Genomic DNA, 23,684 nt, shown 5'->3' with positions numbered 1-23,684 from the left:
AATAACGAATGAACATCCACCACATACTAAAACAATACTGGGGCTACAGCAAGTTCCGCCCATTGCAGGAGGAGATTGTACGATCTGTGCTGGCAGGCAAAGATACCCTTGCCCTGATGCCTACCGGGGGTGGGAAATCGGTTTGCTTTCAGGTGCCCGCCATGGCGCAGAAGGGCTTATGCCTGGTCGTGAGCCCGTTGATCGCACTGATGAAAGACCAGGTAGATAACCTGCGTAAAAAAGGCATTACGGCCTTTGCTATTTATTCGGGTATGGCCCGTAAAGAGGTGATCCAGATCCTGAAACTGGCTACCAACAGCAATTGCAAGTTCCTATACGTTTCACCGGAACGGTTAGAAACCAATTTATTCCAGGAATATCTGCCTGCCCTTGATATAAATCTTATTGCCGTAGATGAAGCGCATTGCATCTCCCAATGGGGCTATGATTTCAGGCCGCCTTACCTGCGCATTGCCGCCCTGCGCGAAGAGCTGCCAGGCATTCCTGTTCTGGCGCTCACCGCATCCGCCACCCCGGTTGTACAAAAAGATATCTGCGATAAACTGCAGTTTAAAGACCATCAGCTATTCAGCCGCTCGTTTGAACGGCCGAATTTATCATACAGCGTGTTCCCGGTTGATTCAAAGATCAATAAGATCACGGAGATACTGCAAAAAGTAAATGGCAGCAGTATCGTTTACTGTAAAACCCGCAAGCGTACCAAAGAATTCAGTGACCTGCTGAACATGCATGGCATCAAAGCAGATTTTTATCATGCCGGCTTGCAGCAGGAAGTGCGTATGCGCAAACAGGCCGACTGGATCAATAACTCTGTGCGTACCATCGTTTGCACCAATGCTTTCGGCATGGGCATAGATAAACCCGATGTGCGGGTAGTCATTCATGCCGACGTACCCGATTGCCTGGAAAATTATTACCAGGAAGCAGGACGTGCCGGCCGCGATGAAAAAAAATCATACGCCGTTTTGTTGTACGACAACAAAGAACTGGATGAGCTGCAACTGCTGCCTGAGATCCGCTTCCCTTCGCTGGAAGATATCCGCCAGGTATATGAAGCATTGATGAATTACCTGCAAATACCATCCGGCTCCGGCGAAGGCAATTATTACAATTTCGACTTCACTGATTTTATCAGGAAATTTCAACTGGATGTTCACCTTGCCATTTATGCGATCAAGGCGCTGGAGCAGGAAGGCTGGTTATCCTATGCAGAACAGATCTTTTTACCGGCCCGCGTACAGTTCATCACCAATAAAAACTGGTTATACCAGTTTGAAAAAGATCATCCCCAACTGGAACCACTGATAAAAACACTCCTACGTACATACGAAGGCATTTTCGATATGCCGGTGAATATTCATGAAAAAAGCGTCGCCTGGTTGCTGCGCCAGGAAGAAGCTGCCGTTATACTCGATCTGAAAAGACTGCATGCCAATGCCATCATAGAATATATACCCCGAAAAGACAGCCCGCAGTTATACCTGATGATGAACCGGGTAAGAGCAGCCACGCTTCGTATTGATATGACCCATTATGAAAAAAGAAAGCGACAATTTATAGAACGCATCGGCAAAATGATAAAATATATTCATGGTGGCAAAACCTGCCGAAGCCAATATATTGCCGCGTATTTCGGCGACCAGCATAGCAGGCCTTGCGGCATTTGCGATCTTTGTTTACAACAAAAAAGCCATGGCTTAACTGACCATGAGTTTAAAGAGATCTCCCAATTAATTTTTACCATCATTAACCGGCAACCGGTAGCCAGTGAGCTGCTGCCGCAGCAGTTTCCCGGCATTAAAAGAGAGAAGTTGTATAAAGTGCTCGACTTCCTGCAAACAGAAAACAAACTTTATATTGATAAAGAAGGTATGATAAAGCCTTCTTAAAAAAGAATCGTGCCATGGCTCGCGGCCGTGGCACGACTAAATCATTTCTTAGGTGGTTAGCGCCTATCTGCGCCATTAGCTTTTTAAAAGACTAAACTTGATCGCTGCCAATCAGCTGTACTAGAACCAACTGCCAGATCTTTTGCGGGATGAACTTTTTCCGCCCAAACCCAATGCACCTAATAAACTGCGGGTTATGACATTCGCGGCTGTGCGTCCTATTTGTTTGGTGACCGGACTTTCCAATACTTTTTCGAGCGTTGACTTTTCTTCTTTTTGAGATGCCCTGGAAGTTTTGGCCGCTTTCTTTTCCTCCTCCTGTTGCGCCGTACGCTGGGCTGCTTCTTCTAACTTAGCCGTCAATATTTCGCAGGCGCTTTCGCGGTCGTCGGTGTCGGCATATTTTTTTACCAGTTTCGATTGATTGACCAGATTCGTTATTTCTGTATCAGATAATACATCCATACGCGAACGGGGCGGCACAAGCATGGTATGCACCAGCGGCGTTGGGATACCCTTTTCATTCAGGGCGGTAACAAGGGCCTCGCCTATACCCAATTGTGTAAGCAACTCATCGGTTTTATAATATTCCGTCTCGGGATAGTTTTCAGCAGCCTGTTTTATGGTCTTTCTATCAGCCGCAGTAAAAGCACGCAGGGCATGCTGCACCTTCAAACCCAGTTGACTTAAGATGGCGGCGGGAACATCCTGCGGGTTCTGGGTACAAAAGAAAATACCTACTCCTTTTGACCGGATGAGTTTAATGACCGTTTCAATTTGCTGTAACAGGGCATCTGTTGCTTCCTGAAAAACCAGGTGCGCTTCATCAATGAACAGCACCAGTTTGGGCTTGTCTATATCCCCGGCTTCAGGCAGGGTAGCATATAACTCGGCCAGCATCTGCAACATAAACGTTGAAAACAACTTGGGCCGGTTCTGCATGTCTGTTACCCGCAATACACTTATAATACCACGGCCATCATCTGCAATGCGCATGAGATCGTCTATCTCAAAAGAAGGTTCGCCAAAGAAAAGATCAGCGCCCTGTTGTTGCAATTCAATCACCTTACGCAATATGGTGCCGGTACTACTGGTAGCAATCTTTCCGTAAGCCTGTTCTATTTCTTTCTTGCCCTCATTGCTTATGTATTGAATTACCTTGGTAAAATCTTTCAGATCGAGCAACGGCATTTTATGATCATCGCAATACTTGAAGATCAACGAAACGATGCCTTCCTGGGTATTGTTGAGATCGAGGATCTTGGACAATAAGATGGGGCCGAACTCGCTTACAGTAGCCCGCAGGCGAACACCGTTTTCATTGCTCAGCGTCATCAACTCTACCGGAAAAGCGGCAGGTTTATATACACCGCCGATCTTCAGCAAGCGTTCTTTAATATTGTTATTTTCTGAGCCGGCAGCCGCTATACCACTCAGGTCGCCCTTGATATCCATCAGTAATACGGGCACGCTGGCGTCGCTCAATGCTTCTGCAATCAACTGCAAAGTTTTGGTTTTACCGGTACCGGTAGCCCCGGCGATAAGGCCATGCCGGTTCATGGTTCTCAATGGAATGCTTATAGCTGCTTCTGTTGCCACTTCACCATCCAACACAGCGGTACCTATGCGAAAAGATTCTCCTTTAAAAGTATAGTTCTCCTTTACTAACTGAACAAACGCGTCTTTATTAGGCATACTTGAATTTTATGGCAGAAAGATACATGTTTACCCGGAATAGGCAAGTGCCGGCAGGTTTCAAATTAAGTTTTTCCTGAACGTATGATGGGCAGGAGAAATCGGCATAAAACATTGAAAGCAAATATTTTGAAAGTGTCGGCCACCCGATGCCCGCCAGCGGTTCGGGTTACCGGTACTGTAAACCAACAGGCTGCCGGCAATAAAAAGAGCCATACGTAAGCATGGCTCTTTCGTAACCAGATCCTCCTGGTCTTTGATTAGCACATCAGCTAATTAGCATATTAGCTAATCAGATCTCCTCTTCTCTTTCCAGCATCAGGATCGCGCTTTGCGGAACGATGTAATACTTCTCATTTTCATACAGCACTTCCGTAGCCCCGCTTAATAAAAAGATTGCGAGATCTCCTTCTTTTGCCTGTAAGGGAACATATTTAACCTGCTCTTCGCTGCTCTTCCAGGATTCATCCTCTACCGGTAAGGGAATGGCATAACCGGGGCCTGTTTTTATAACATAACCCTGCTGCACTTTTTCCCGCTCCCCTACACCGGGCGGCAGGTACAAGCCGGTTTCGGTACGTTCATTTGGCTTTGCGGGGCGGATCAGTACTCTGTCACCAATGACAATAAGCTTCTTGAATTTGTTATCAGTTGTCAATCGCATATGACCTTAATTAATGGTGTAAAATTAACCAAATAACTGTTCATACGGTTTATTTGCCATTCAACCTGTTAAGAGGGATTATTAACAAAAAATTACACGGCTATTGCCGGTTATAGCAAATGATTTAACTTTATTTACACTATCGAACTAAATCTACATCACAATGGAAGGAAAGAAACCCAAAATTTTATTATGCGAGGACGACCAGAACCTTGGAATGGTGTTGAAGAATTACCTGGAATTGAATGATTTTGATGTGACGCTGGAACGTGACGGTCGCCTTGGCCTTGCCGCTTTTCAACGCGAAAGATTTGATCTTTGCCTGCTGGACATCATGATGCCACATATGGATGGCTTCACCCTGGCAGAAGAGATCCGTGATGTGGATCCCGACATTCCATTATTCTTCCTCAGCGCCAAAACCATGAAAGAAGATATCATTCAGGGTTACAAGCTGGGCGCCGATGATTACATAACCAAGCCATTCGACAGCGAGGTATTGTTGCTGAAAATAAAAGCCATTCTGAAAAGGAATGAAGAAACAAATAAAGAACAGGAGAATAAAGAATACGACCTGGGCGAATATCACTTCAATCCCAAATTACGTGAACTGAGCCATAGTGGTAAAACACAGACTTTATCGCCCAAGGAGAATGAGTTGCTGAAAATGCTCTGCGAGCATATGAACGACCTTTTACCCCGTGAGCAGGCCCTCAAAAAGATCTGGGGCAGCGATACCTATTTCAATGGCCGCAGTATGGATGTGTATATCGCCAAATTGCGTAAATACCTGAAAGATGACGATAGCATTGAGATCGTGAACATTCACGGTAATGGTTTCCGCCTGGTAGTACCGGTGGCCTAGTGCAATACAGTTTACAGTTTTACATATACCGTTATTAATACAAACGCTGTGTAGTCGTACACAGCGTTTTTTATTTTTTTGCGTGAATCGTCGATGGTATGATGTAAGGCTGATCGCGCCGAGTTCAGGGACCTTTAAACCACTCTCTTTGTCTTTAACTACTGTCTATCGAGCCTCGTTGCCTTGCAGCTATTCAAACAATAAATTCGCTCCTCCGGCGCCGGGTGCTTTTCTGCCCAAATGAGCATATGCTTTTTGGGTGGCCTCGCGCCCGCGGGGTGTGCGTTTAATAAAACCTTCCTGGATCAGGAAAGGCTCATACACTTCTTCCAGTGTACCGGTTTCTTCTCCTACTGCCGTGGCAATGGTGGTTATACCAACGGGTCCACCCTTGAATTTATCTATAATGGTGAGCAGGATCCGGTTATCCATTTCATCCAGTCCATGCTCGTCTACGTTCAATGCTTTCAGACCATGTTGTGTTATGCCCAGGTCAATAACACCATTCCCAAGCACCTGCGCAAAATCACGCATGCGGCGCAAGAGGCCATTGGCGATACGCGGCGTACCGCGACTGCGCCGGGCAATCTCTCCGGCCGCATCAGAGGTTATTCGGGTGCCTAAAATGCCGGCTGAACGCTGTATGATCTTCTGCAATGTTTCAGCCGTATAATACTCGAGGCGTTGTTTAATGGCAAAACGCGATAACAAGGGAGCTGTGAGCAAGCCACTCCGGGTGGTAGCGCCAATTAAGGTAAAGGGATTCAGCGTAAGTTGAATGCTGCGGGCATTGGGGCCGCTATCGATCATAATATCGATGCGGTAATCCTCCATGGCTGCGTACAGGTATTCTTCCACAACCGTACTCAGGCGGTGGATCTCATCAATAAACAAAACATCCCGCGGCTCCAGGTTCGTGAGCAGGCCGGCAAGGTCGCCGGGCTTTTCAATGACCGGTCCGCTGGTTTCCTTGATATTTACGCCCAGTTCATTGGCCACAATGCGGCTGAGGGTGGTTTTACCCAAACCCGGCGGGCCATGGAACAGGATATGATCCAGCGCTTCGTCGCGCATTTTAGCAGCTTTGATAAATACAGTCAAATTATCAATGATCTGTCCCTGCCCTGAAAAATCATTTATTTCCCGGGGCCGGATATTGTTCTCAAACTCTTTATCCGCCGCACTGAGCGACTCTCTGTTGTTATTTAAGTTCGGATTAGCCATTATTTGGGCGTCTTTGTAAAACTACGCAAATGTAAGCGAGTTAATCAGGCAAACACAAAATTCACTAACTTAATAGCAACAGTACACTCATATATAACCATTAAACAAGCTGACTCATGAAAATTGGCATTATTGGCTCCGGCTCCGTTGGCCAGAAACTGGGCACCGCCTTTTTATCGGAGGGGCATGAAGTTATGCTGGGTACCCGCAATCCCGGCAAGGAGGAAATAAAGAAGTGGAAAAAAGACAATCCCAAAGGACAATGCGCCACATTTGGCGTTACTGCCCAATTTGGCGACATCCTGGTGCTGGCAGTCGCCGGCTCAGCTGCAGAATCGGCCATCAAACTTTCCGGCACTTCGCACTTCAATAACAAAATACTGATCGATGCCACCAACCCCATAGCTGCAACTCCGCCGAGGGACGGCGTACTCTCCTATTTTACCGATCTGAATGAATCACTGCTGGAAAAGCTGCAAAAGCTGATACCACATGCCAGAATGGTAAAAGCGTTTAACAGCGTAGGTAATGCGCAAATGTATAAACCGGCCGTGAAAGGAGGACCGCCCACCATGTTCATTTGTGGCAATGATGAAAAAGCAAAAAAGACCGTCACCGATATTTTAACCGCTTTCGGCTGGGAAACAGCCGATATGGGCAAAGCCACTGCAGCCCGTGCCATAGAACCCCTATGTATGCTGTGGTGCATTCCGGGTTTTCTGGAAAATCAATGGACCCATGCGTTCAAACTATTAAAAAGTTCATAGTTCAAAGTCTCAATTCATCATTCATAAAAAGGTTCAGTAAAACAAGTTATTAAGGCTAAATTTGCCCATGAATTTCGAAATCTTTCAGCAAAGCCTTACTACCGGCACACCACCCGCCAACAGCAACGTGTACCTGCAATCGTTATGGCACGATGCCAGGGGCGATTGGGAGCATGCACATACTTTAATACAGGACCTGCCGGATAAATCAGCCGCCTGGATCCACGCCTACCTGCATCGTAAGGAAGGCGATGTATGGAATGCCAATTACTGGTATACCAAAGCTGGTAAGCGCATGCCGGGTTATACCCTCGAAAAGGAATGGGAAGAGCTGGTGAAAGCGATGCTCTAAGCGCAAGCGCTTTATTCATCAACACGTTCTATTTTACAGATGTAACAGCATGCCTGCGCATTACGGGCATGGAGGAACGCCACTTCAGGCCTTTGAATAAATATGCGCGTTATCAGTTCGTCAACATCGCAATCTCCCACCAATTGCGTAAAGATCATTTGCTGATCGCTACTGTATCCTATAAGGGACAAGGGGAAACTCTTTTTGTTCGCTTTTATCTCCGGCGGAAAACGATGTATGTCTGCATATTCCTCCACTTCTTCTTTATTGATAAATACCGGGCCGGGCTGGTTATAGGCATTATCAATTTCAAATGGGCTATGGCTGATCAACAGTCTTTTGTCGATGCCTTTTCTGAATGGCTTCAATGATACCCTGCAGGGTCCTGATCCTGTTGCGATCTGTTCAATAACAGGATGATCAAATGCATCTTTTCCGGTTGACCTGATGCGGGCGGCATACTCTTTTGATAAAGGCACAATTTTGAATTTCATACTGCATATTTGAAACACAAAATTGCCAAGGTCAATGGGATGCATCAACCCGATTATTGCTATAAATGCCTGCTTTCCCCTGTCATTTTATATACCTGTTCAATTGAAGAATAAGGTCGGGATCAGGACAATTGGCTAAATACTTTTCTCTTTCTGAGTATTTACAAACGCCGGGGTAATCACCTTCTTTCAGTTCCATATCAAGTATGATCTGACAATGAAGATGTGGCGGCCAGTGGCCGTTTTCATGCAATTCGCCAAAGTGGCCAATGGTTTCGCCGAGAGAAACATACTGGCCCGATGAAAGGGATTGAATATCACGCAAACTCAGATGACCATACAATGTATAAAATGGTAAGCCATCTAATTGATGCAGCAGAATTAACGTTGCTCCATAATCGCCGAACTGGTCGTTGAAAGCAAAACTGTGCACCATACCGCCCATGAAGGCATATACCGGTGTGCCGGCTGGTCCCCAGATATCAACACCCAGATGCAGGCGGCGTGGTTCCTCACCGGCTTTTTGACCGTCGAACACCGAACTTATACTATAAATGGTTCTGTGCTCAGCGTAGCCACCTATTCCATACCGGGAGTTGGCAGATCGCAATTTTTGCCGGATATATTCACTGAAAACCTGTTCATTGCCCAGTATTTCGGGCGTCAGCTCCCTGTTCTGCTGCGTAAAATCCATCGGCAATAAGCGGTCCGTTTCCGGCACGAAATCGACAACGCGGTGAAAACTAAACTGGTATTTACGAATAATATTTTCGAAACTGGTTGGCTGCAAGAGATGATAATTATAATACGCTAATATCAGGACTTCTGATGAAATTAAATTTTAACAGGAACGCTGTATGCTAATATACGATCATATCCTTAATAATCAATCAATAGCGACTGCTCCGATACAAACAAACACCTAGCGGCGCTTAACTTTTTAACACAAATTATAAAATGGCATAATTTCTGACTACTTATATTAAAACAATGCAGGGTATGGATACGTGGATGATCATATTTTATTTAATACTGGCAGTCACTATTGTGTCATACGCCATTCTGATGAATTACAAAAGAGACCGGAATGAGTTTATGGAAACAGGTGACCAGGATGACGCGAAAAAGTGATATAAGATCCTTTATTCCGATACATGGGAAACCATCACTTCTTGCCGTGACAGCAGCTCGCTGTAATTGATCTCAATATTACTGATCAATTTTTCCTCCAGCATATTGGCCATAGTTTCAAAGTACAGGACCACATCTGCACGAACATTTCGTTTCAGCCATCTAAAGCCCCCGGGTAACCGGTTTAATACTTCGCGATCTTCGAGGTACTCAATGTTATGGATGTCCGTAGGTGTTAATCCCAGTTGCTGCAGCTTTGTGAGTAATAAATTAACAGGTGCATCGGTAACCGGGCAGCTTTCCTGCGCCAGTTCTGTCCACTCACCTATACCGGTATGTGCATACGTAACAATCTCTTCCTTTGTTAATTGAGTGGTTGCCTGCAATAAATGTCCGCAATTACAGGCGCCATGATGTCCCCAGGCATAATAATTGCCATTTACCAGCCCGGCTGCTGCTTTGCGCAGCCCTTCGATCAACGCTGAATTTGGATGTGCCATATTGCTAATTTCCTAATAAATCAGCTACCGGAAAACATTAGTTTAATAAGCGGCATTGGCGGAGCTACAGAAATGGTTCAAAGTCAGCGAAGAAGCGAAATGCTAGTGGAACGTTAAATGAAAAATTGAGCAAAATATTGCCCTGTATAGGGCGTTGTACACTTTCATCTGCAAAATCAATCGCCTTGAAAATACATATCATCCTGTTACCGGGCCTGCTGTTTTGTGGTTTCTTTTTCTTTTCAACACAAGCTCAAACCATAACCGGCGCCTGGAAAGGCAAGATCGGTTCGGCTCATACCGAACTGAAACTCATTAAAAAGGGAGACAGCCTGCTGGGCACATCGTATTATTATACTTCGCGCAACAATTACATTCGGTATGCGGTAAAAGGCTATTTTGATCCCAATAACAACAGTGTTGTGTGGTGGGATGATGCCGTTTTAGAAGACCGCCTATCGGGCAAAATTTTCGGTGGTGATAAAGAAGCTTTGCTATCGGTGGCTGATTTTAATTGTCCGGGTGAAAAGACGATGCGCCTCGATGGTGAAAGCACCGAAAGGGATAACAAAGACAAACCTACCGGCACCGTAGCGCTGCAAAAAATACCTTCTTCCGGCTTTCATGATGAATGGGATTTTGTGTTAGAGAATTATATCTATGGCGCCAATGATCCGCAGATCATTGATAGCATTGCCCGGATGCATTTTGTAAGCAACGAAGTGACTGAAGAAAAGGAAAGCACCCTTGAAAGCACTACCGTTAAACCGGTACCGAAAGAAGACCGTGTTGCAGCCGTTACTGCGCCTCCCATTGTAGATAAGAAAAAACCGGCGCCTGTTCCGGCTACTACGGCGCAACAAAAATACTCCAGCCGCGAAAAGAAACTGGCAACGGTTATCCCTGTTACCGGCGACAGTATTGAGCTACGTTTCTATGACAATGCGGTGGTAGATGGTGATTCCATTGCCGTATTCCTGAACGATAAAATGGTTTTTGAACATGTGCGGTTGAATCACAAACCATATTCACTTAAGCTGTCGGTAGCAGATCTGCCTGAAGACAATGAGATGGTAATGGTAGCCGAAAACCTGGGAACCATCCCGCCCAATACCTCGTTAATGGTTTGTATTATTGATGGCAAACGTTTCGAAGCGCGTTTGGAAAGTAGCGAGAACAGCAGCGCACTGATCAGATTTATTAAACAGAAGCATAAAGGAAAGCACAGGCAGGATCAATAGGCAATTGGCAACAGGCAAGAGGCAATAAGCAATTGACAATTGACAAAAAAGAAAAGCCCCGGGATATTGATATACCGGGGCCATTAATTTCTGTTTTGTGATTACCGATGATTAAACGACTACGTTGACCATCTTGCCCTTCACGTAAATGATCCTTTTGTGGGGTTTGCCTTCCATCCATTTTTGAATGACCTCATTATCCAACACGATCTTCTCTACATCAGATTGTGATGCATCAAGCGCAATCACAATAGTGGTTCGCAACTTTCCATTCACAGAGATCGGATATTCTTTGCTGCTCTCTACCAGGTAGCTTTCGTTCAGTTTCGGAAAGGCAGCATCCAGAATGCAGCTGTTATTGCCCAGTAAATGCCACAATTCTTCGCTGATATGCGGTGCATACGGTGCAAGCAGGATCAGTAAATTTTCGAGGATCTCTTTTTTATGGCATTTCAATTCGATCAATTCATTTACACAGACCATGAATCCGCTCACGCTTGTATTAAAAGAGAAGCGCTCCGTATCTTCTTCAATCTTCTTAATGGTCTTGTGCAGGACTTTCAATTCAGCCGGTGTTGCTTTTTCATCGGTCCATACTTTTCCTTTCACATCGTCATAAAACAAGCGCCACAGCTTTTTCAGAAAACGATGCACCCCCTCGATACCTTTTGTTTCCCAGGGTTTGCTTTGCTCAACCGGCCCCAGGAACATTTCATACATGCGGAAAGTATCAGCGCCGTATTTATTCACCACATCATCGGGGTTAACGGTATTGTACAGGCGCTTACTCATTTTCTCTACCTCGGTTCCGCAAATGTATTTGCCGTCTTCCAGAATGAATTCAGCAGTTGCATATTCTGTCCGCCACTTTTTAAATTCCTCCATATCCAGCTCCACACCATCTACAATATTTACATCTACATGAATGGCATCGGTTGAATATTGGTCTTTAAGGCCGAATGATACAAATTTGTTGGCGCCGTGGATCCTGTACACAAACCGGCTGCTGCCCTGGATCATTCCCTGGTTCACCAGTTTTTTATAGGGTTCATCATGGCCAATAAAACCAAGATCGTACAGGGCTTTTGTCCACATACGGCTGTATAACAAATGCCCAACAGCATGTTCGGTACCACCGATGTACAGGTCTACCTGGCCCCAGTAATCGCTGGCCTTACGGCTGCAGAATTCAGTATTGTTGCCCGGATCCATATACCGCAGAAAATACCAGCTGCTGCCGGCGTAACCAGGCATTGTATTCGTTTCCAGGTCACGTGATGTCCATTCCCCGATATTGGCCAATGGCCCCTCTCCTTCCGGACCTGGTTTATAACTATCTACATGAGGTAGTTCCAGTGGCAACTCACTTTCTGACAATGGATATGCAATACCATTTTTCCAGGTAATGGGAAATGGTTCGCCCCAATACCGTTGCCTGCTGAAAGCTGCATCGCGCATTTTATAATTGACCTTGCGCACGCCAATGCCCATTTCTTCCACTTTTTTGATCACTACTTCCATGGCATTGCGCATTACCATGCCATTCAGAAAATCAGAGTTTTCCAGTTTGGCATCCTTCGTTGGATTGGCTTCAGTGCCGTCGTAAGCACTGCCAATGATATTGGTAATGGGAATATTGAAATGCTGGGCGAACTTATGGTCACGTTCGTCACCACAGGGAACCGCCATGATGGCGCCGGTTCCGTAACCCGCGAGCACATACTCACTGATCCATACCGGGATCTCACGGCCATTAAATGGGTTCAATGCATAAGCGCCGGTAAAGATGCCGGTGATCTTTTTCTCGGCCATCCGCTCGCGCTCACTGCGGCTTTTTACATATGTAATATAGTCTTCGACCGCTTGTTTGTGGTCAGGGGTGGTAATTGATTCTATCAGCTCATGCTCCGGCGCTATTACCATAAAATCGACTCCGAAGATAGTATCAGGCCTGGTAGTGTATACAGTCAGTTTGGAATCGTTATGGCCTTTCAGGCTAAAGCTGATCTCGGCGCCATAGCTTTTACCGATCCAGTTGGTTTGCATTTCCTTCATCGATTCGCTGAAATCGATGCGGTCAAGCCCTTCCAGCAGGCGGTCGGCATATTCGGTGATGCGCAAATACCATTGCCTTAATTTCTTTTTTACCACCGGATAGCCGCCTCTTTCGCTCACGCCATTGATCACTTCGTCATTGGCCAGCACGGTTCCCAGCGCTTCGCACCAGTTCACTTCGCCGTAGCCGCAATAGGCGAGGCGGTATTCCATTAAGATCTCCTGCTGTTCTTTCTCGGTGAAGGAAGCCCATTCTGCTGCGGTGAATACCCGTTTGCCGGTTTTGGCGATCTGGTATTTGTCGTGCGGGATCTCATAACCGGCATTTCCTTCCTTTTCAAAGATCTTTATCAGGCTGTCGATGGGAACGGCCTTTTTTTCCTTGCGGTTGTACCAGCTATTGAACAATTGCAGGAATATCCACTGTGTCCATTTATAGTAAGACGGGTCGCTGGTCCGGATCTCCCGGTCCCAGTCGTAACAAAACCCGATATTATCAAGCTGACGGCGGAAGGTTTTAATATTCTGGTCGGTACTTACAGCCGGATGCACACCATGATCGATGGCGTATTGTTCAGCAGGTAAGCCAAACGCATCGTAACCCATGGGATGCAATACGTTGAAGCCTTTCAACCGTTTAAACCGGCTGTAAATATCGCTGGCTATATAACCCAGCGGATGGCCCACATGCAAGCCGGCCCCACTTGGGTAGGGGAACATATCCAGTACATAAAATTTTGGTTTCGGGGAATCATTGCTCACTTTATAGGCGCCTGATGCATTCCATTGTGCCTGCCATTTTTTTTCAATATCCCTGAAGTTGTATTCCATATCTTATTCCTTAGTTCTTAGTTTATAGTTTCAAGGTTGATGGTTCTGCGTATTTGGGCCGCCGGTTGCGGGTCCTCTGGCCTTCTTAATGCAATGTTGCCACGACGCTTTCTCTGCCTTTTTGCCGTATTTTCGGGTTGCCTTCTTTTTGCCTCACCGGGCCGGTGCTTCTATACTTTGATGCCGTTCTTATTGACAATCAAACGTTGAGGAAACGTTAAAAAGTAATTCACCACTGAAATTTTTATATCAGTTCAATCGTTAAGAAGGATGTCAAAAATACGGATAATAACCGTTTTACCGGGATAAAACCGTTATTTTTGCCGCTCTTTTAGAGGCATTATTATCCCTTCAAAAACTAATATTTCATGGCGCAATTCGGAAAAGCATCGGCCAAGCGTTCCAAACCATCTTACTTCATGGCCATTTTAGGGGTTACCATTGTACTCTTTTTTGTAGGTGTTTTCGGGTGGCTGCTACTGAATGCCAGCCGTTATACCGAAGAACTGAAAGAAGACATTAAACTGCAGGTGTACCTGCGCAGAAGCGCTACCCAGGCAGATGTGGATTCCCTGATGCAATACATCAAATCGCGCCCCTACACCAAGACCGTTGAATTTATTGACAAAGAGACCGCCAAAAAGCAGTGGATGGAAAAAGGCGAGACCGATTTCCAGGAATTGCTGGATGAAAACCCGCTGCCTGCCTCCATCGATTTCAACCTGAAGAACGCGTATGTGCAGAAAGATACGATTGCCGCTATCAAGGCTGACCTCGAGCAACGGCAACTGGTGATTGAAAGTGTAAAATACCCGGCTTTCGTGGTTGAGAAGATGGGTTCTTCGGTTCGGGCCGGACTGATCGTGTTTGCCTCCCTGGCCGCCCTGTTCTGTATTCTTTCCATTATACTTATTGATAATACCATCCGGCTGGCTATGTATAGCAACCGTTTCCTGATAAAAACCATGCAAATGGTGGGCGCTACCCGCGGGTTTATTGCGCGGCCTTTGAACATGCGGGCCGTCCTGAACGGCGCCATTGCCGCCCTGGTGGCTATTTTCCTTATTTATGGGTTAATGTTGTTGTCGGAGTATTTCCTGCCTTATCTGCGTGACCTGCGTGACAATAGTAAAGTGACCATTCTGTTCGTTTTCCTGATCGTACTGGGTATCAGCATTACCCTTTTCAGTACTTATCGCAGCGTGGTAAAATACCTGAAAATGAAACTAGACGACCTGTATTAAACGCAAAACGCGGAAAGCTGAACGACAAAGCAGAAAGCAGAAGGTCAGGCGCCGGACTTTGAGCCCGGGCTTATTTGGGAACCTGGAATCTGGAAAATCTGCTTAAAGCTTTCGCCCTAAGCGTTGAGCGTTAAAATTAGCTATATTGCGCACCTAATAATTGGCCCAATGAAGGAAACAAAAAAACAAACCGCTCCTGCTACCAGCCTGTTCACCAAAGACAACTATAAATGGATGATCGCAGGCATTATCCTGGTAGCCCTTGGCATTATTCTGATGGCGGGTGGTAAAAGTGAGGATCCCAACGTTTTCAAAGAAAATGAAGTGTATAGTGTTCGCCGCATTACCATTGCCCCGATTTTGATCTTGCTGGGGCTTGGTATTGAAGTTTATGCCATTTTCAAGAAGCCGAAGGCCAGTTGATGGTTGGTAATAATTAGTTAACCGATTTACGTTATAAGGCGATGCTCCGTAGTATCGCTTCTTTTATTTTATAACCATTTTAATCAGCTGTTAACCCATCAACACGTTAATTTGCCGACTCGTCAACGTAAAATTGATCAATAATCCAACTAATGAATACGCTACACGCAATTATTATAGCAATTATCGAAGGTCTTACTGAGTTCCTGCCAATTTCGTCAACCGGCCATATGGCAATTGCGTCTGCCATCATGGGAGATCATGGCGATTTTGCGAAACTGTTTGAGGTTGTGATCCAGTTTGGAGCGATTTTATCGGTGGTTGTGCTTTATTGGCGCAAATTCTTTGACTTTAAAAAGATCTCATTTTATATAAAGCTCCTTATTGCCATCATTCCTGCCCTGGCCTTTGGCGCCCTGTTCAAAAAACATATCGATGCCATGCTGGAGAAACCCATGATCATTGCCCTGATCATGTTACTGGGTGGCATTGTGCTGCTCTTTGTTGATAAATGGTTTCAAAAACCTGCGATCGACAAAGAAGAACAAATAAGCAACAAAACTGCATTTATCATCGGGTGCTACCAGGTCTTGTCAATTGTTTTTCCCGGTTTAAGCAGAAGCGCCGCAACCATTATTGGCGGCATGCAACAGAAATTAAGCAGGCGGCTGGCGGCTGAATTCTCTTTTTTCCTGGCCGTGCCTACCATGCTGGCGGCAACGGTAAAGAGCCTCTACGATATGTATAAAGAACAGCCGGAATTGCTGAATACCGATAACCTAAGCACTTTATTACTGGGTTGCGGTATTGCGTTTGTGGTTGCCATACTGGCCATCCGGTTCTTTATTGGCTTTTTGCAGAAATATGGCTTCCGGTTATTTGGCTGGTACCGGATCATTGTGGGTTTAGTATTATTGATCTTATTTTATACTGGTGTAATTGGAAGTTAAACGCAGTCACCAGTTGCCGGATGCCAGTTTGCCGGCAAAATTTTGGAGTCGCTGATTGCATATATATCGCCTGGCATGCAGGCCTGGCAACTGATAACCGGCATCTGGTATCTCTTGAAAATGCAGACCTTTTCCTCATAAACCTTAAACCATTACAAAGCTTTGCTTATGCAGATAGCCCCCAGAAAAGTAATCAACGCCTGGTGTCTGTATGACTGGGCTAACTCAGCCTATAACCTGGTCATTACTTCCACGATATTCCCCGCATACTTTGAAGCCATCACGAAAAACAGGTTACCGGATAATGAAGTGGAATTCCTGGGCAGAAAGTATGTTAATACAGCATTGTACAATTATGCCCTGGGATCGGCTTTTATAATTGTTGCCTTCATTTCACCGATACTTACTTCTATCGCCGACTATCGCGGCAACAAGCGCAACTTCATGCGCTTTTTTTGCACCCTGGGAGCCATCTTCTGTTCGCTGCTTTATTTCTTTGCACCACAACCAAATGCCGACGGAAGCACCACATTAAGCGCCCGAAGCCTCGATATCGGTATCTTCTGCATGGTCATTTCCTGTATCGGTTTCTGGGCCAGCCTGGTGTTCTATAATTCCTTTCTGCCCGACCTGGTGCCGCATCGCCTGCGCGACCGCATCAGCGCCCGTGGTTATACCTGGGGTTATATAGGTAGTGTTATTCTGCAAATCCTATGTTTTATTGTGGTATTCTTTCCCAAATCGTTCGGGTTTGCTACCCCTTATGAAATGGATTATATGCCGGCTCGTGTTTCTTTTGTGCTGGTGGGTTTGTGGTGGTTCGGCTTTGCACAGATCCCATTCCGGCACCTGCCCATCAGCACAGTGAAGGAACGGCATGAACGGAAAAATGTATTTACGAATGGATTTCTTGAATTGAAGAAGGTTTGGGGCCAGTTGAAGCATATGCCGGTACTTAAACTGTTCCTGGTGTCATTCTTCTGGTACAGCGCTGGTATACAAACCGTTTTTCTTGCGGCTACCCAATTTGGCGCCAAAGAGCTGCACCTGCCTACCGATAAACTTATCATTACCATCATGATCATTCAGCTGGTGGCTATTCCCGGCGCCATTGTCATTTCACGAGCTTCGGAACGCTTTGGCAATATTCAAACCCTGATGGCTGTCGTATTGGTTTGGATAGGCGCCTGTATCGGGGCTTACTTTACATATACTGATATTCAGTTTTATATCCTGGGCGCGATTGTGGGACTGGTCATGGGCGGTATTCAATCGCTGAGCCGTTCAACCTATTCGAACCTGATGCCTGATACAAAGGACACGGCTTCTTTCTTTAGTTTTTATGATGTTACCGAAAAAATTGCGCTCGTAATGGGCATGTTCACGTTTGCTTATATAGAAGAACGGACCATTAAGTTTGGCGGCATGCGTAATTCGGTGCTGGCCCTGATGGTATTTTTTATGCTGGGATTTTTATGGCTGGGATTAACCATGCGAAAGGCTAAAAAGCTTACACTTGAAACAGAACGCCTCAGGTGAATGCCAAATTAACCAAAGGCCCGCTTCCCCGTGGCATTGTTTAAGTGCTGCGCCCACGCCGAAAGTTCTTTTGTTTTACGTATAGCGTTAAACATTGAGCCTTTATTGTATTCATCATTGACCATTGACTAATTTAATAACTTATTGACAAAATCTTCCAAATGCAACTTTACTCAATCAATACCGGATACTTTCGATTAGATGGCGGGGCCATGTTTGGTGTAGTACCTAAATCGATCTGGAATAAGTTAAATCCTGCCGATGACAACAACCTTTGTAACTGGGCTATGCGGAGTATGCTCATACAGGAAGAGAACCGGTTGATTTTGATTGATAATGGCATAGGTGATAAACAGGATGATAAATTCATGCGTCATTATTACCTGAATGGGGAGGATTCGCTAAACAAGTCACTCGCGAAATATGGCTTTCATGCCGATGACATCACCGATGTTTTCCTTACCCACCTGCATTTTGATCATTGCGGAGGAAGCATCATCCGGTCGGGCGATAAATTGATCCCTGCTTTTAAAAATGCAACTTACTGGAGCAATTTACGGCATTGGGAAGCGGCTACCCAGCCTAATGATCGTGAGAAAGCTTCATTTCTAAAAGAAAACATTTTGCCTATACAGGAAAGTGGACAATTGAAATTTGTTGAACCAACCGATGGTGTGGAATTCTCTGAGTCGATGAAAGTTCGATTTGTGTATGGACATACAGAAGCAATGATGTTACCACAGATCAGTTATAAAGGGCATACCGTTGTATATGCAGCCGATTTGTTGCCTGCTGTAGCGCATCTGCCCATTCCGTATGTAATGGCCTATGATATGTTCCCGCTCACTACGCTGCAGGAGAAGAAACAATTTCTTACAGAAGCTGTTGAAAGAAATTACATTTTATTTTTTGAACACGATCCGGTTCATGAATGCTGCTCATTACAACAAACCGACAGAGGTGTGAGGCATAAGGAGCTGTTTAAGTTAGCGGAACTGTAACGCTCTAACGTGTTGCAAGCTTGAACAAGTAAACAGTGCTTTCAGTGACGCGTGGGGCGTTGATGGTTCTATTGCTGTACGGTATTACGTGAAGTGAATGTTGTTCCTCAAATGCCGTTGCATTTCAGCCATTCTATGCCTTGTAAACGCAGCGAAAGATTTTTAACCGATTAAATCATTCGGCTAATGGTCCAGGTTACCGTTATTGTCTAAACAATGATAAATGCCTGGGTTAAACGAAGAAAAAATCTGTTGTCGCTTTTGACGGATTAGACGCTTTTGACGTTTTAGTTAAAAACCAGCTTTTCCGGCGCAAAACGAATGATGATTTATTAATATATAAATTCAACCATATTTCTTGGGTTTTACTCATTTTCAGAGATTTTATCAAAAACTCAATTTTTTCGGTTTTGGGAAGATTCAGAGATCCTGGATCGCAAAATGGCCAGTTTCAGATTTTGCCTATCGCGTTCGGCAATTGGGCATTTGCCAATGGCGGCGGTAACAAAGGGCAGAGACTAATTTCTCAGGCGAGGCCCAAATCAGCCAGGCCCCGTTACGTACCAGCTTAAAAATAAGGTTCGATTGATTTTCAATTTCGGACCTTGTAAGTGTAATGGCCCGGCGCTGGCATATACAAAAGCCGGCAACCTGAACAGCCGTCGGTCAAAAGCTTGCATTTACAATTTCAGGTGTCAGAGAGTAGTCAGTGAACCGAAGGAATGAGGCAGCCAAATGCTCTTCAACTTCATTTCATAGGACTGCCTGCAGGAATGATTCTGCTTATTTTCGAGAGGCCGCCAGCCAGTCAAGCTGCCGGATTTTCAAGCGCATTTTAAAGAATTGGGAACAGGGCAGCTGAGAAAATAAAGCCATTACTTATTGAAAGTCAATTAATTGCTTGATACAAATAGAAGTATCTCCGGGCTATTATCACCTACAGGCTTACCAGGGAAGTGAGCGGATAGCGCAGGTTGCGGTAGCTGATCATATCGATCTTTACACTGCCCACTGAAATCGGGCTTTCGATACGTACCGGAATATGATTTCTATCATCGCTCACCCAAACCGTCATTTTCTCACCACCTTCAAAAATAGTCCCTTTGATCAGGAGCGGTTTGAATTTTATAGCTTTGAACTTTCCATACTTGGTTTTGATGGTTTCTTTTCCCAGGTACCGGATATACATTTCATATACTTCATTATCGAGGAACATGGAAAAATTGATCCTGTCGCCGACCTTGTATTTGTTAAAATCAATATTCCGCGAGTAATAAACGGCACTCAATACATCCTGTACACATTCAGGTACTTTATAAACGCCCTGGTTGGTTACGGCGGAGTTGGTAGTTTTATTAAATGTTACGTTCTCGTATTTTTTATAGCCCCCTTCGTATACGTTTCGAATGAACCGGTATGGCTGTAGAGTAGCCGTATCTATATAAGTTTCGTATTTATCCCGAACCTTGAAGAAGTTATCGTAAAAGCTATAGGTTTTACCATCACCAACAATATGATATACCGGTTTTCCGGCCATTTTTTCCAGGGTGGTATTAAAGGTAGCTTCTCCCGCCCCAAAGTAGGCGCCCACCACCGTATAAAATACTTTCAGGGTGATCATTTCACCATTGGAAAAGGCCGAATTACGGATGTTGCAAAAGCCATCCCCGGCTTTCAGCGGAAAGTACATGATGACAAACAGGAGAAAAACAAGTGGTCGGTTTAATTTCATGTAACGCTATCAATTAATCCATTTAATAAGGTTGACGTGCGGGCCAGTGTATTATTTTCTACTATTAAATAATTTGATGCCCAAAATTAACAAACTCCCTATTAAAGCTGGTATCACCAGGTTAATAATCCATATGGCCAGGGAGGTTGCCAGTATTCCAGTAATATTGTTATCAAAAAGTTGTACCACTTCAATGCCGACTCTCCATCGAACCCCCAGTTCTGTGATCACCGCAATGGTTGGTACTATCGATAAAACCAGGAAAATAACACTTACAGAACCCACAACCTGGGCAGCAGTTACATGCACATCAAACACATCGAACAGCAGGTAATATTGCCCCATAAAAACGCTGTACCTAAGCACAGATAAAGACAATATCCGAAATAAGATGGTTGCGTTAAGACTATCTAAAACCCGTATATAAGACACAGGCTTTTGTAAACGTGGGATCTTTTCAAACCATCTTACCAGGCCCGCCAAACGAAAATAAAATAGTGTTAAAATTACAGCTCCTGCGATAGCACTGTACAACACTATTTTCATCCAAAGCCCTGCAAACGTATGAAGCAATTCTGTATTCCCATAGGTCTGTAAATATAAAATTCCGCCAATTCCTGCCCACCAGGTCACCAGCAGCTGCCCCATACTGCACACAATAGTAAGCGAAAATGCTTTTATTCGCTTGCCTTCATCAAGATATAATATTCGGCCCATATACTCCCCTATCCGGTTAGGGGTGAAAAATCCTAAAGTCGTTCCGGTGAATACTGCTTTGGCTGACTGCAAGAAGGTTAGATGCTGTACCCGCCCGACTACCAGCTGCCATTTACGGGTTTCCAGGCCCCAGTTGGCAAACATAAGCGCAATAGTTAGTAACAATTTCCAGTACTCGGCGCCAGTTAATGCCTGCCAGGCATGTTGTAAGGAAGCTTTCCAGTTGCTCTGCTTTAGTAATTGCTGGTAAATTGACCATGCCAGCAGGCAAAACACCAGCGGCCCGATCACATAGTTGAGAATAATTTTGATATTTTTGTTCAACGTCACCAAAAATGATCACAAAGTAATCCAATCCCCACGCTCCTTGCAAACACCTTCAAAAATAATTCTTGGTATTGATCCCGGCACCTTGTTCATGGGGTACAGCATTATAGTGGTATCGTCGCAAAAATTAAAAATGCTGGAGATGAGTACACTGAAGCTGAACGCGCGAAAAGATAATTATGAACGCCTGCAGCTTATTCACCAAAAAGTGAGCGATCTTATCCGGCAATATAAACCTGGCAGCTTTGCCATTGAAGCGCCTTTTTTTGGAAAGAACGTACAAAGTATGCTTAAACTGGGCCGGGCCCAGGGGGTGGCTATTGCCGCCGCCATGAACGCGGGCGTGGAAGTATTTGAATATTCCCCGAAAAAGATAAAGCAGTCCATTACAGGTAATGGGAATGCAGCCAAAGAGCAGGTATGGCAAATGCTGCAGCGCATACTTTCCATTCAGCATAATACGGAAATTAAATACCTGGATGCTTCCGATGCGCTGGCAGTAGCGGTTTGCCATCATTTTCAGGATAATTCCCTCCTGAAAACCACCGGCAAGAAGTTAAAGGGCTGGGAAGATTTTATTGCCAAAAACCCGGGCAGAATAACCAATAAGCAGTAGGCAGGGGGCAGTTGGCAATTTGCAGTGGGCAATTGGCAGTTTACCTTGTAATTCAGACCTCCTACTAATGGTAACACGCTGCTGGCAGTGGGCAGTTGGCAATGGGCAGTTTACCTGATAACTCAAACCTCCTACTAATAGTAACACGCTGCTGGCAGCTGGCAGTTGGCAATGGGCAGTGGGCAATTGCCCCTTTCATTCAGACCTCCTACTAATTGTAACATGCCGCTTGCTCATGCGCAGGGTTCCATCCAAAAATACAAAGAGCCCCTTGGTTGAGGGACTCTTTGCAATTTATTGTGGTTGGCCGTCTGATCGGCAATTTTGTGTAACCGGTGCTTTCTACTTATTGCCCATGGCATTTACGATCTTCTCCTGCGCCGCTTTCAGCTGCTCTGGGGAGAGCTTGAGCTTGCCGCGGGTAAAATTCAGGTCATTGATACCGTTAATAGGCACCAGGTGCAAATGCGCATGAGGGACTTCCAGACCTACTACGGCCAATCCACAGCGGTTGCACGGAAATACCTTCTCAATGGCCTTTGCAATGGGTTTCGAAAATACGAGCATGCGGCTCAGGTAGTCATCCGGCACATCGAAAAATTTATCAATTTCCAGTTTTGGTATCACCAACACATGGCCTTCTACCAATGGAAAAATATCAAGGAATGCAAAAAACTGTTCGTCTTCTGCAATCTTATAAGCCGGTATTTCACCAGCAATGATCTTCGAAAAAATAGTCATATGCCCGGCAATTTATATGTAATATAAATGAAGCAATTCGCAACCCAGCCTTATGAAAATTGTAATAAAAAGTATCCGGGAATCGGGAAGAACGCAGCCGTAGTTAAACGGTGATCTCTTCAATCTTAAATTTGAGCAAACCGGCAGGAACCTGAACTTCTGCCACGTCGCCAACAACTTTGCCAAGCAGGCCCTGGCCGATGGGGGAGGTCACGGAGATCTTTCCTTGTTTGAGATCAGCTTCTTTTTCAGAAACGATCGTGTAGGTAATCCTTTTCTTATTAGCCAGATTAAGGATGGTAACTTTGGTAAGTATAGACACTTTGCTGGTATCTACGTTTTCGGTATCAAGTATACGAACGCTGGCAATATCGCTTTCCAGCTTTTTGATCTTAGCTTCCAGTATGCCCTGGGCTTCCTTGGCGGCATCGTATTCAGCATTTTCCTTCAAATCACCTTTTTCCCGCGCTTCTGCAATAGCCCTGGCCGCAGCCGGACGATCGACTGTACGCATACGCAGCAGCTCCTCTTTCATTTGCTCAAGCGTTTCTTTTGTAACGTATAGAACACTAGTCATAAAAACCTCCTTATTTTAACCAGATATAATTGGCTTCTACTATAAACAGAAAAAAAGAACAACGCCTCAGGGCTGAAGCGTTGCACTA

At 45.1% G+C, this 23,684-nt stretch carries 23 protein-coding genes; 12 read left to right on the top strand and 11 right to left on the bottom strand.

What is annotated here, in order from left to right:
• The first annotated feature begins 8 nt into the window (after positions 1-8).
• Positions 9-1,910 carry a RecQ family ATP-dependent DNA helicase gene (locus JT717_RS03150; protein WP_205508725.1) on the top strand — a complete coding sequence of 634 codons (1,902 nt, stop codon included), beginning with the start codon at positions 9-11 and terminating at the stop codon, positions 1,908-1,910.
• A gap of 120 nt (positions 1,911-2,030) precedes the next feature.
• Here the strand turns inward: JT717_RS03150 and JT717_RS03145 are convergent, their stop codons facing one another.
• Both JT717_RS03145 and JT717_RS03140 read right to left on the bottom strand, forming a co-directional pair.
• Complete coding sequence (locus tag JT717_RS03145; protein ID WP_205508724.1) at positions 2,031-3,605, bottom strand: helicase HerA-like domain-containing protein; 1,575 nt, start codon at positions 3,603-3,605, stop codon at positions 2,031-2,033.
• Between the two features lie 292 nt (positions 3,606-3,897).
• Positions 3,898-4,269, bottom strand: coding sequence for a co-chaperone GroES (locus JT717_RS03140; RefSeq protein WP_205508723.1), 372 nt, complete (start codon positions 4,267-4,269; stop codon positions 3,898-3,900).
• A 163-nt stretch (positions 4,270-4,432) separates the two neighbouring features.
• On the opposite strand from JT717_RS03140, the gene JT717_RS03135 reads away from it, so the two are divergent.
• The gene (locus tag JT717_RS03135; RefSeq protein ID WP_205508722.1) at positions 4,433-5,134 is read left to right on the top strand and encodes a response regulator transcription factor; all 702 of its coding nucleotides are present in this window, start codon (positions 4,433-4,435) and stop codon (positions 5,132-5,134) included.
• 189 nt (positions 5,135-5,323) lie between these two features.
• On the opposite strand, the gene ruvB is transcribed toward JT717_RS03135, so the two are convergent.
• On the bottom strand, positions 5,324-6,358 hold the full coding sequence (gene ruvB / locus JT717_RS03130) for a Holliday junction branch migration DNA helicase RuvB (RefSeq protein ID WP_205508721.1): 1,035 nt from the start codon (positions 6,356-6,358) through the stop codon (positions 5,324-5,326).
• A gap of 116 nt (positions 6,359-6,474) precedes the next feature.
• Between ruvB and JT717_RS03125 the strand changes: the two genes are divergently transcribed.
• Positions 6,475-7,125, top strand: coding sequence for an NADPH-dependent F420 reductase (locus JT717_RS03125; RefSeq protein ID WP_205508720.1), 651 nt, complete (start codon positions 6,475-6,477; stop codon positions 7,123-7,125).
• A 67-nt stretch (positions 7,126-7,192) separates the two neighbouring features.
• Positions 7,193-7,477 (top strand): hypothetical protein, encoded by a 285-nt coding sequence (locus tag JT717_RS03120; protein WP_205508719.1) that lies wholly within the window; start codon positions 7,193-7,195, stop codon positions 7,475-7,477.
• An 11-nt stretch (positions 7,478-7,488) separates the two neighbouring features.
• Here JT717_RS03120 and JT717_RS03115 read toward each other — a convergent pair whose 3' ends face one another.
• Both JT717_RS03115 and JT717_RS03110 read right to left on the bottom strand, forming a co-directional pair.
• Complete coding sequence (locus JT717_RS03115; RefSeq protein ID WP_205508718.1) at positions 7,489-7,971, bottom strand: DUF1203 domain-containing protein; 483 nt, start codon at positions 7,969-7,971, stop codon at positions 7,489-7,491.
• 82 nt (positions 7,972-8,053) lie between these two features.
• Positions 8,054-8,761 carry a peptidoglycan DD-metalloendopeptidase family protein gene (locus tag JT717_RS03110; RefSeq protein WP_205508717.1) on the bottom strand — a complete coding sequence of 236 codons (708 nt, stop codon included), beginning with the start codon at positions 8,759-8,761 and terminating at the stop codon, positions 8,054-8,056.
• A 209-nt stretch (positions 8,762-8,970) separates the two neighbouring features.
• Here JT717_RS03110 and JT717_RS28560 point away from each other — a divergent pair, with 209 nt between their 5' ends.
• Entirely contained in the window at positions 8,971-9,102 is a 132-nt protein-coding gene (locus JT717_RS28560; RefSeq protein WP_255552908.1) for a hypothetical protein, read from the top strand.
• A gap of 11 nt (positions 9,103-9,113) precedes the next feature.
• Here the strand turns inward: JT717_RS28560 and JT717_RS03105 are convergent, their stop codons facing one another.
• Positions 9,114-9,602, bottom strand: a complete 489-nt coding sequence (locus tag JT717_RS03105) for a hypothetical protein (protein WP_205508716.1) — start codon at positions 9,600-9,602, stop codon at positions 9,114-9,116.
• A 185-nt stretch (positions 9,603-9,787) separates the two neighbouring features.
• Here JT717_RS03105 and JT717_RS03100 point away from each other — a divergent pair, with 185 nt between their 5' ends.
• Complete coding sequence (locus tag JT717_RS03100; protein ID WP_205508715.1) at positions 9,788-10,843, top strand: hypothetical protein; 1,056 nt, start codon at positions 9,788-9,790, stop codon at positions 10,841-10,843.
• 111 nt (positions 10,844-10,954) lie between these two features.
• Here JT717_RS03100 and leuS read toward each other — a convergent pair whose 3' ends face one another.
• Positions 10,955-13,729, bottom strand: coding sequence for a leucine--tRNA ligase (leuS, locus tag JT717_RS03095; RefSeq protein WP_205508714.1), 2,775 nt, complete (start codon positions 13,727-13,729; stop codon positions 10,955-10,957).
• 368 nt (positions 13,730-14,097) lie between these two features.
• Between leuS and JT717_RS03090 the strand changes: the two genes are divergently transcribed.
• The 5 genes from JT717_RS03090 to JT717_RS03070 all read left to right on the top strand — a co-directional run bounded on the left by JT717_RS03090 (position 14,098) and on the right by JT717_RS03070 (position 18,886).
• Positions 14,098-14,973: a cell division protein FtsX gene (locus tag JT717_RS03090; protein WP_205508713.1), complete on the top strand. Its 876-nt coding sequence runs from the start codon at positions 14,098-14,100 to the stop codon at positions 14,971-14,973.
• 168 nt (positions 14,974-15,141) lie between these two features.
• Positions 15,142-15,396 (top strand): DUF3098 domain-containing protein, encoded by a 255-nt coding sequence (locus tag JT717_RS03085; RefSeq protein WP_205508712.1) that lies wholly within the window; start codon positions 15,142-15,144, stop codon positions 15,394-15,396.
• A 152-nt stretch (positions 15,397-15,548) separates the two neighbouring features.
• Positions 15,549-16,346: an undecaprenyl-diphosphate phosphatase gene (locus JT717_RS03080; RefSeq protein WP_205508711.1), complete on the top strand. Its 798-nt coding sequence runs from the start codon at positions 15,549-15,551 to the stop codon at positions 16,344-16,346.
• A gap of 168 nt (positions 16,347-16,514) precedes the next feature.
• Complete coding sequence (locus tag JT717_RS03075; protein WP_205508710.1) at positions 16,515-17,885, top strand: MFS transporter; 1,371 nt, start codon at positions 16,515-16,517, stop codon at positions 17,883-17,885.
• 161 nt (positions 17,886-18,046) lie between these two features.
• A complete protein-coding gene (locus JT717_RS03070; RefSeq protein ID WP_205508709.1) occupies positions 18,047-18,886 on the top strand; it encodes an MBL fold metallo-hydrolase in 840 nt (279 codons plus the stop codon).
• A 937-nt stretch (positions 18,887-19,823) separates the two neighbouring features.
• Here JT717_RS03070 and JT717_RS03065 read toward each other — a convergent pair.
• A complete protein-coding gene (locus JT717_RS03065) occupies positions 19,824-20,618 on the bottom strand; it encodes a DUF3108 domain-containing protein (RefSeq protein ID WP_205508708.1) in 795 nt (264 codons plus the stop codon).
• 51 nt (positions 20,619-20,669) lie between these two features.
• Positions 20,670-21,611: a lysylphosphatidylglycerol synthase domain-containing protein gene (locus JT717_RS03060; RefSeq protein WP_369411688.1), complete on the bottom strand. Its 942-nt coding sequence runs from the start codon at positions 21,609-21,611 to the stop codon at positions 20,670-20,672.
• Between the two features lie 31 nt (positions 21,612-21,642).
• Here JT717_RS03060 and ruvC point away from each other — a divergent pair, with 31 nt between their 5' ends.
• Complete coding sequence (gene ruvC / locus JT717_RS03055) at positions 21,643-22,278, top strand: crossover junction endodeoxyribonuclease RuvC (RefSeq protein ID WP_369411679.1); 636 nt, start codon at positions 21,643-21,645, stop codon at positions 22,276-22,278.
• 342 nt (positions 22,279-22,620) lie between these two features.
• Here the strand turns inward: ruvC and JT717_RS03050 are convergent, their stop codons facing one another.
• Together JT717_RS03050 and greA are read right to left on the bottom strand one after the other, a co-directional pair.
• A complete protein-coding gene (locus JT717_RS03050; RefSeq protein WP_205508705.1) occupies positions 22,621-23,019 on the bottom strand; it encodes an HIT family protein in 399 nt (132 codons plus the stop codon).
• Positions 23,020-23,122: 103 nt separating this feature from the next.
• Positions 23,123-23,596, bottom strand: a complete 474-nt coding sequence (gene greA / locus JT717_RS03045; RefSeq protein ID WP_205508704.1) for a transcription elongation factor GreA — start codon at positions 23,594-23,596, stop codon at positions 23,123-23,125.
• Positions 23,597-23,684 lie beyond the last annotated feature (88 nt).

The organism is Longitalea arenae (assembly GCF_016924755.1).
GTDB lineage: Bacteria > Bacteroidota > Bacteroidia > Chitinophagales > Chitinophagaceae > Niastella > Niastella arenae.
Note: the sequence above shows the minus strand (reverse complement) of the source record. Positions and strands in the feature narration are given on the sequence as shown.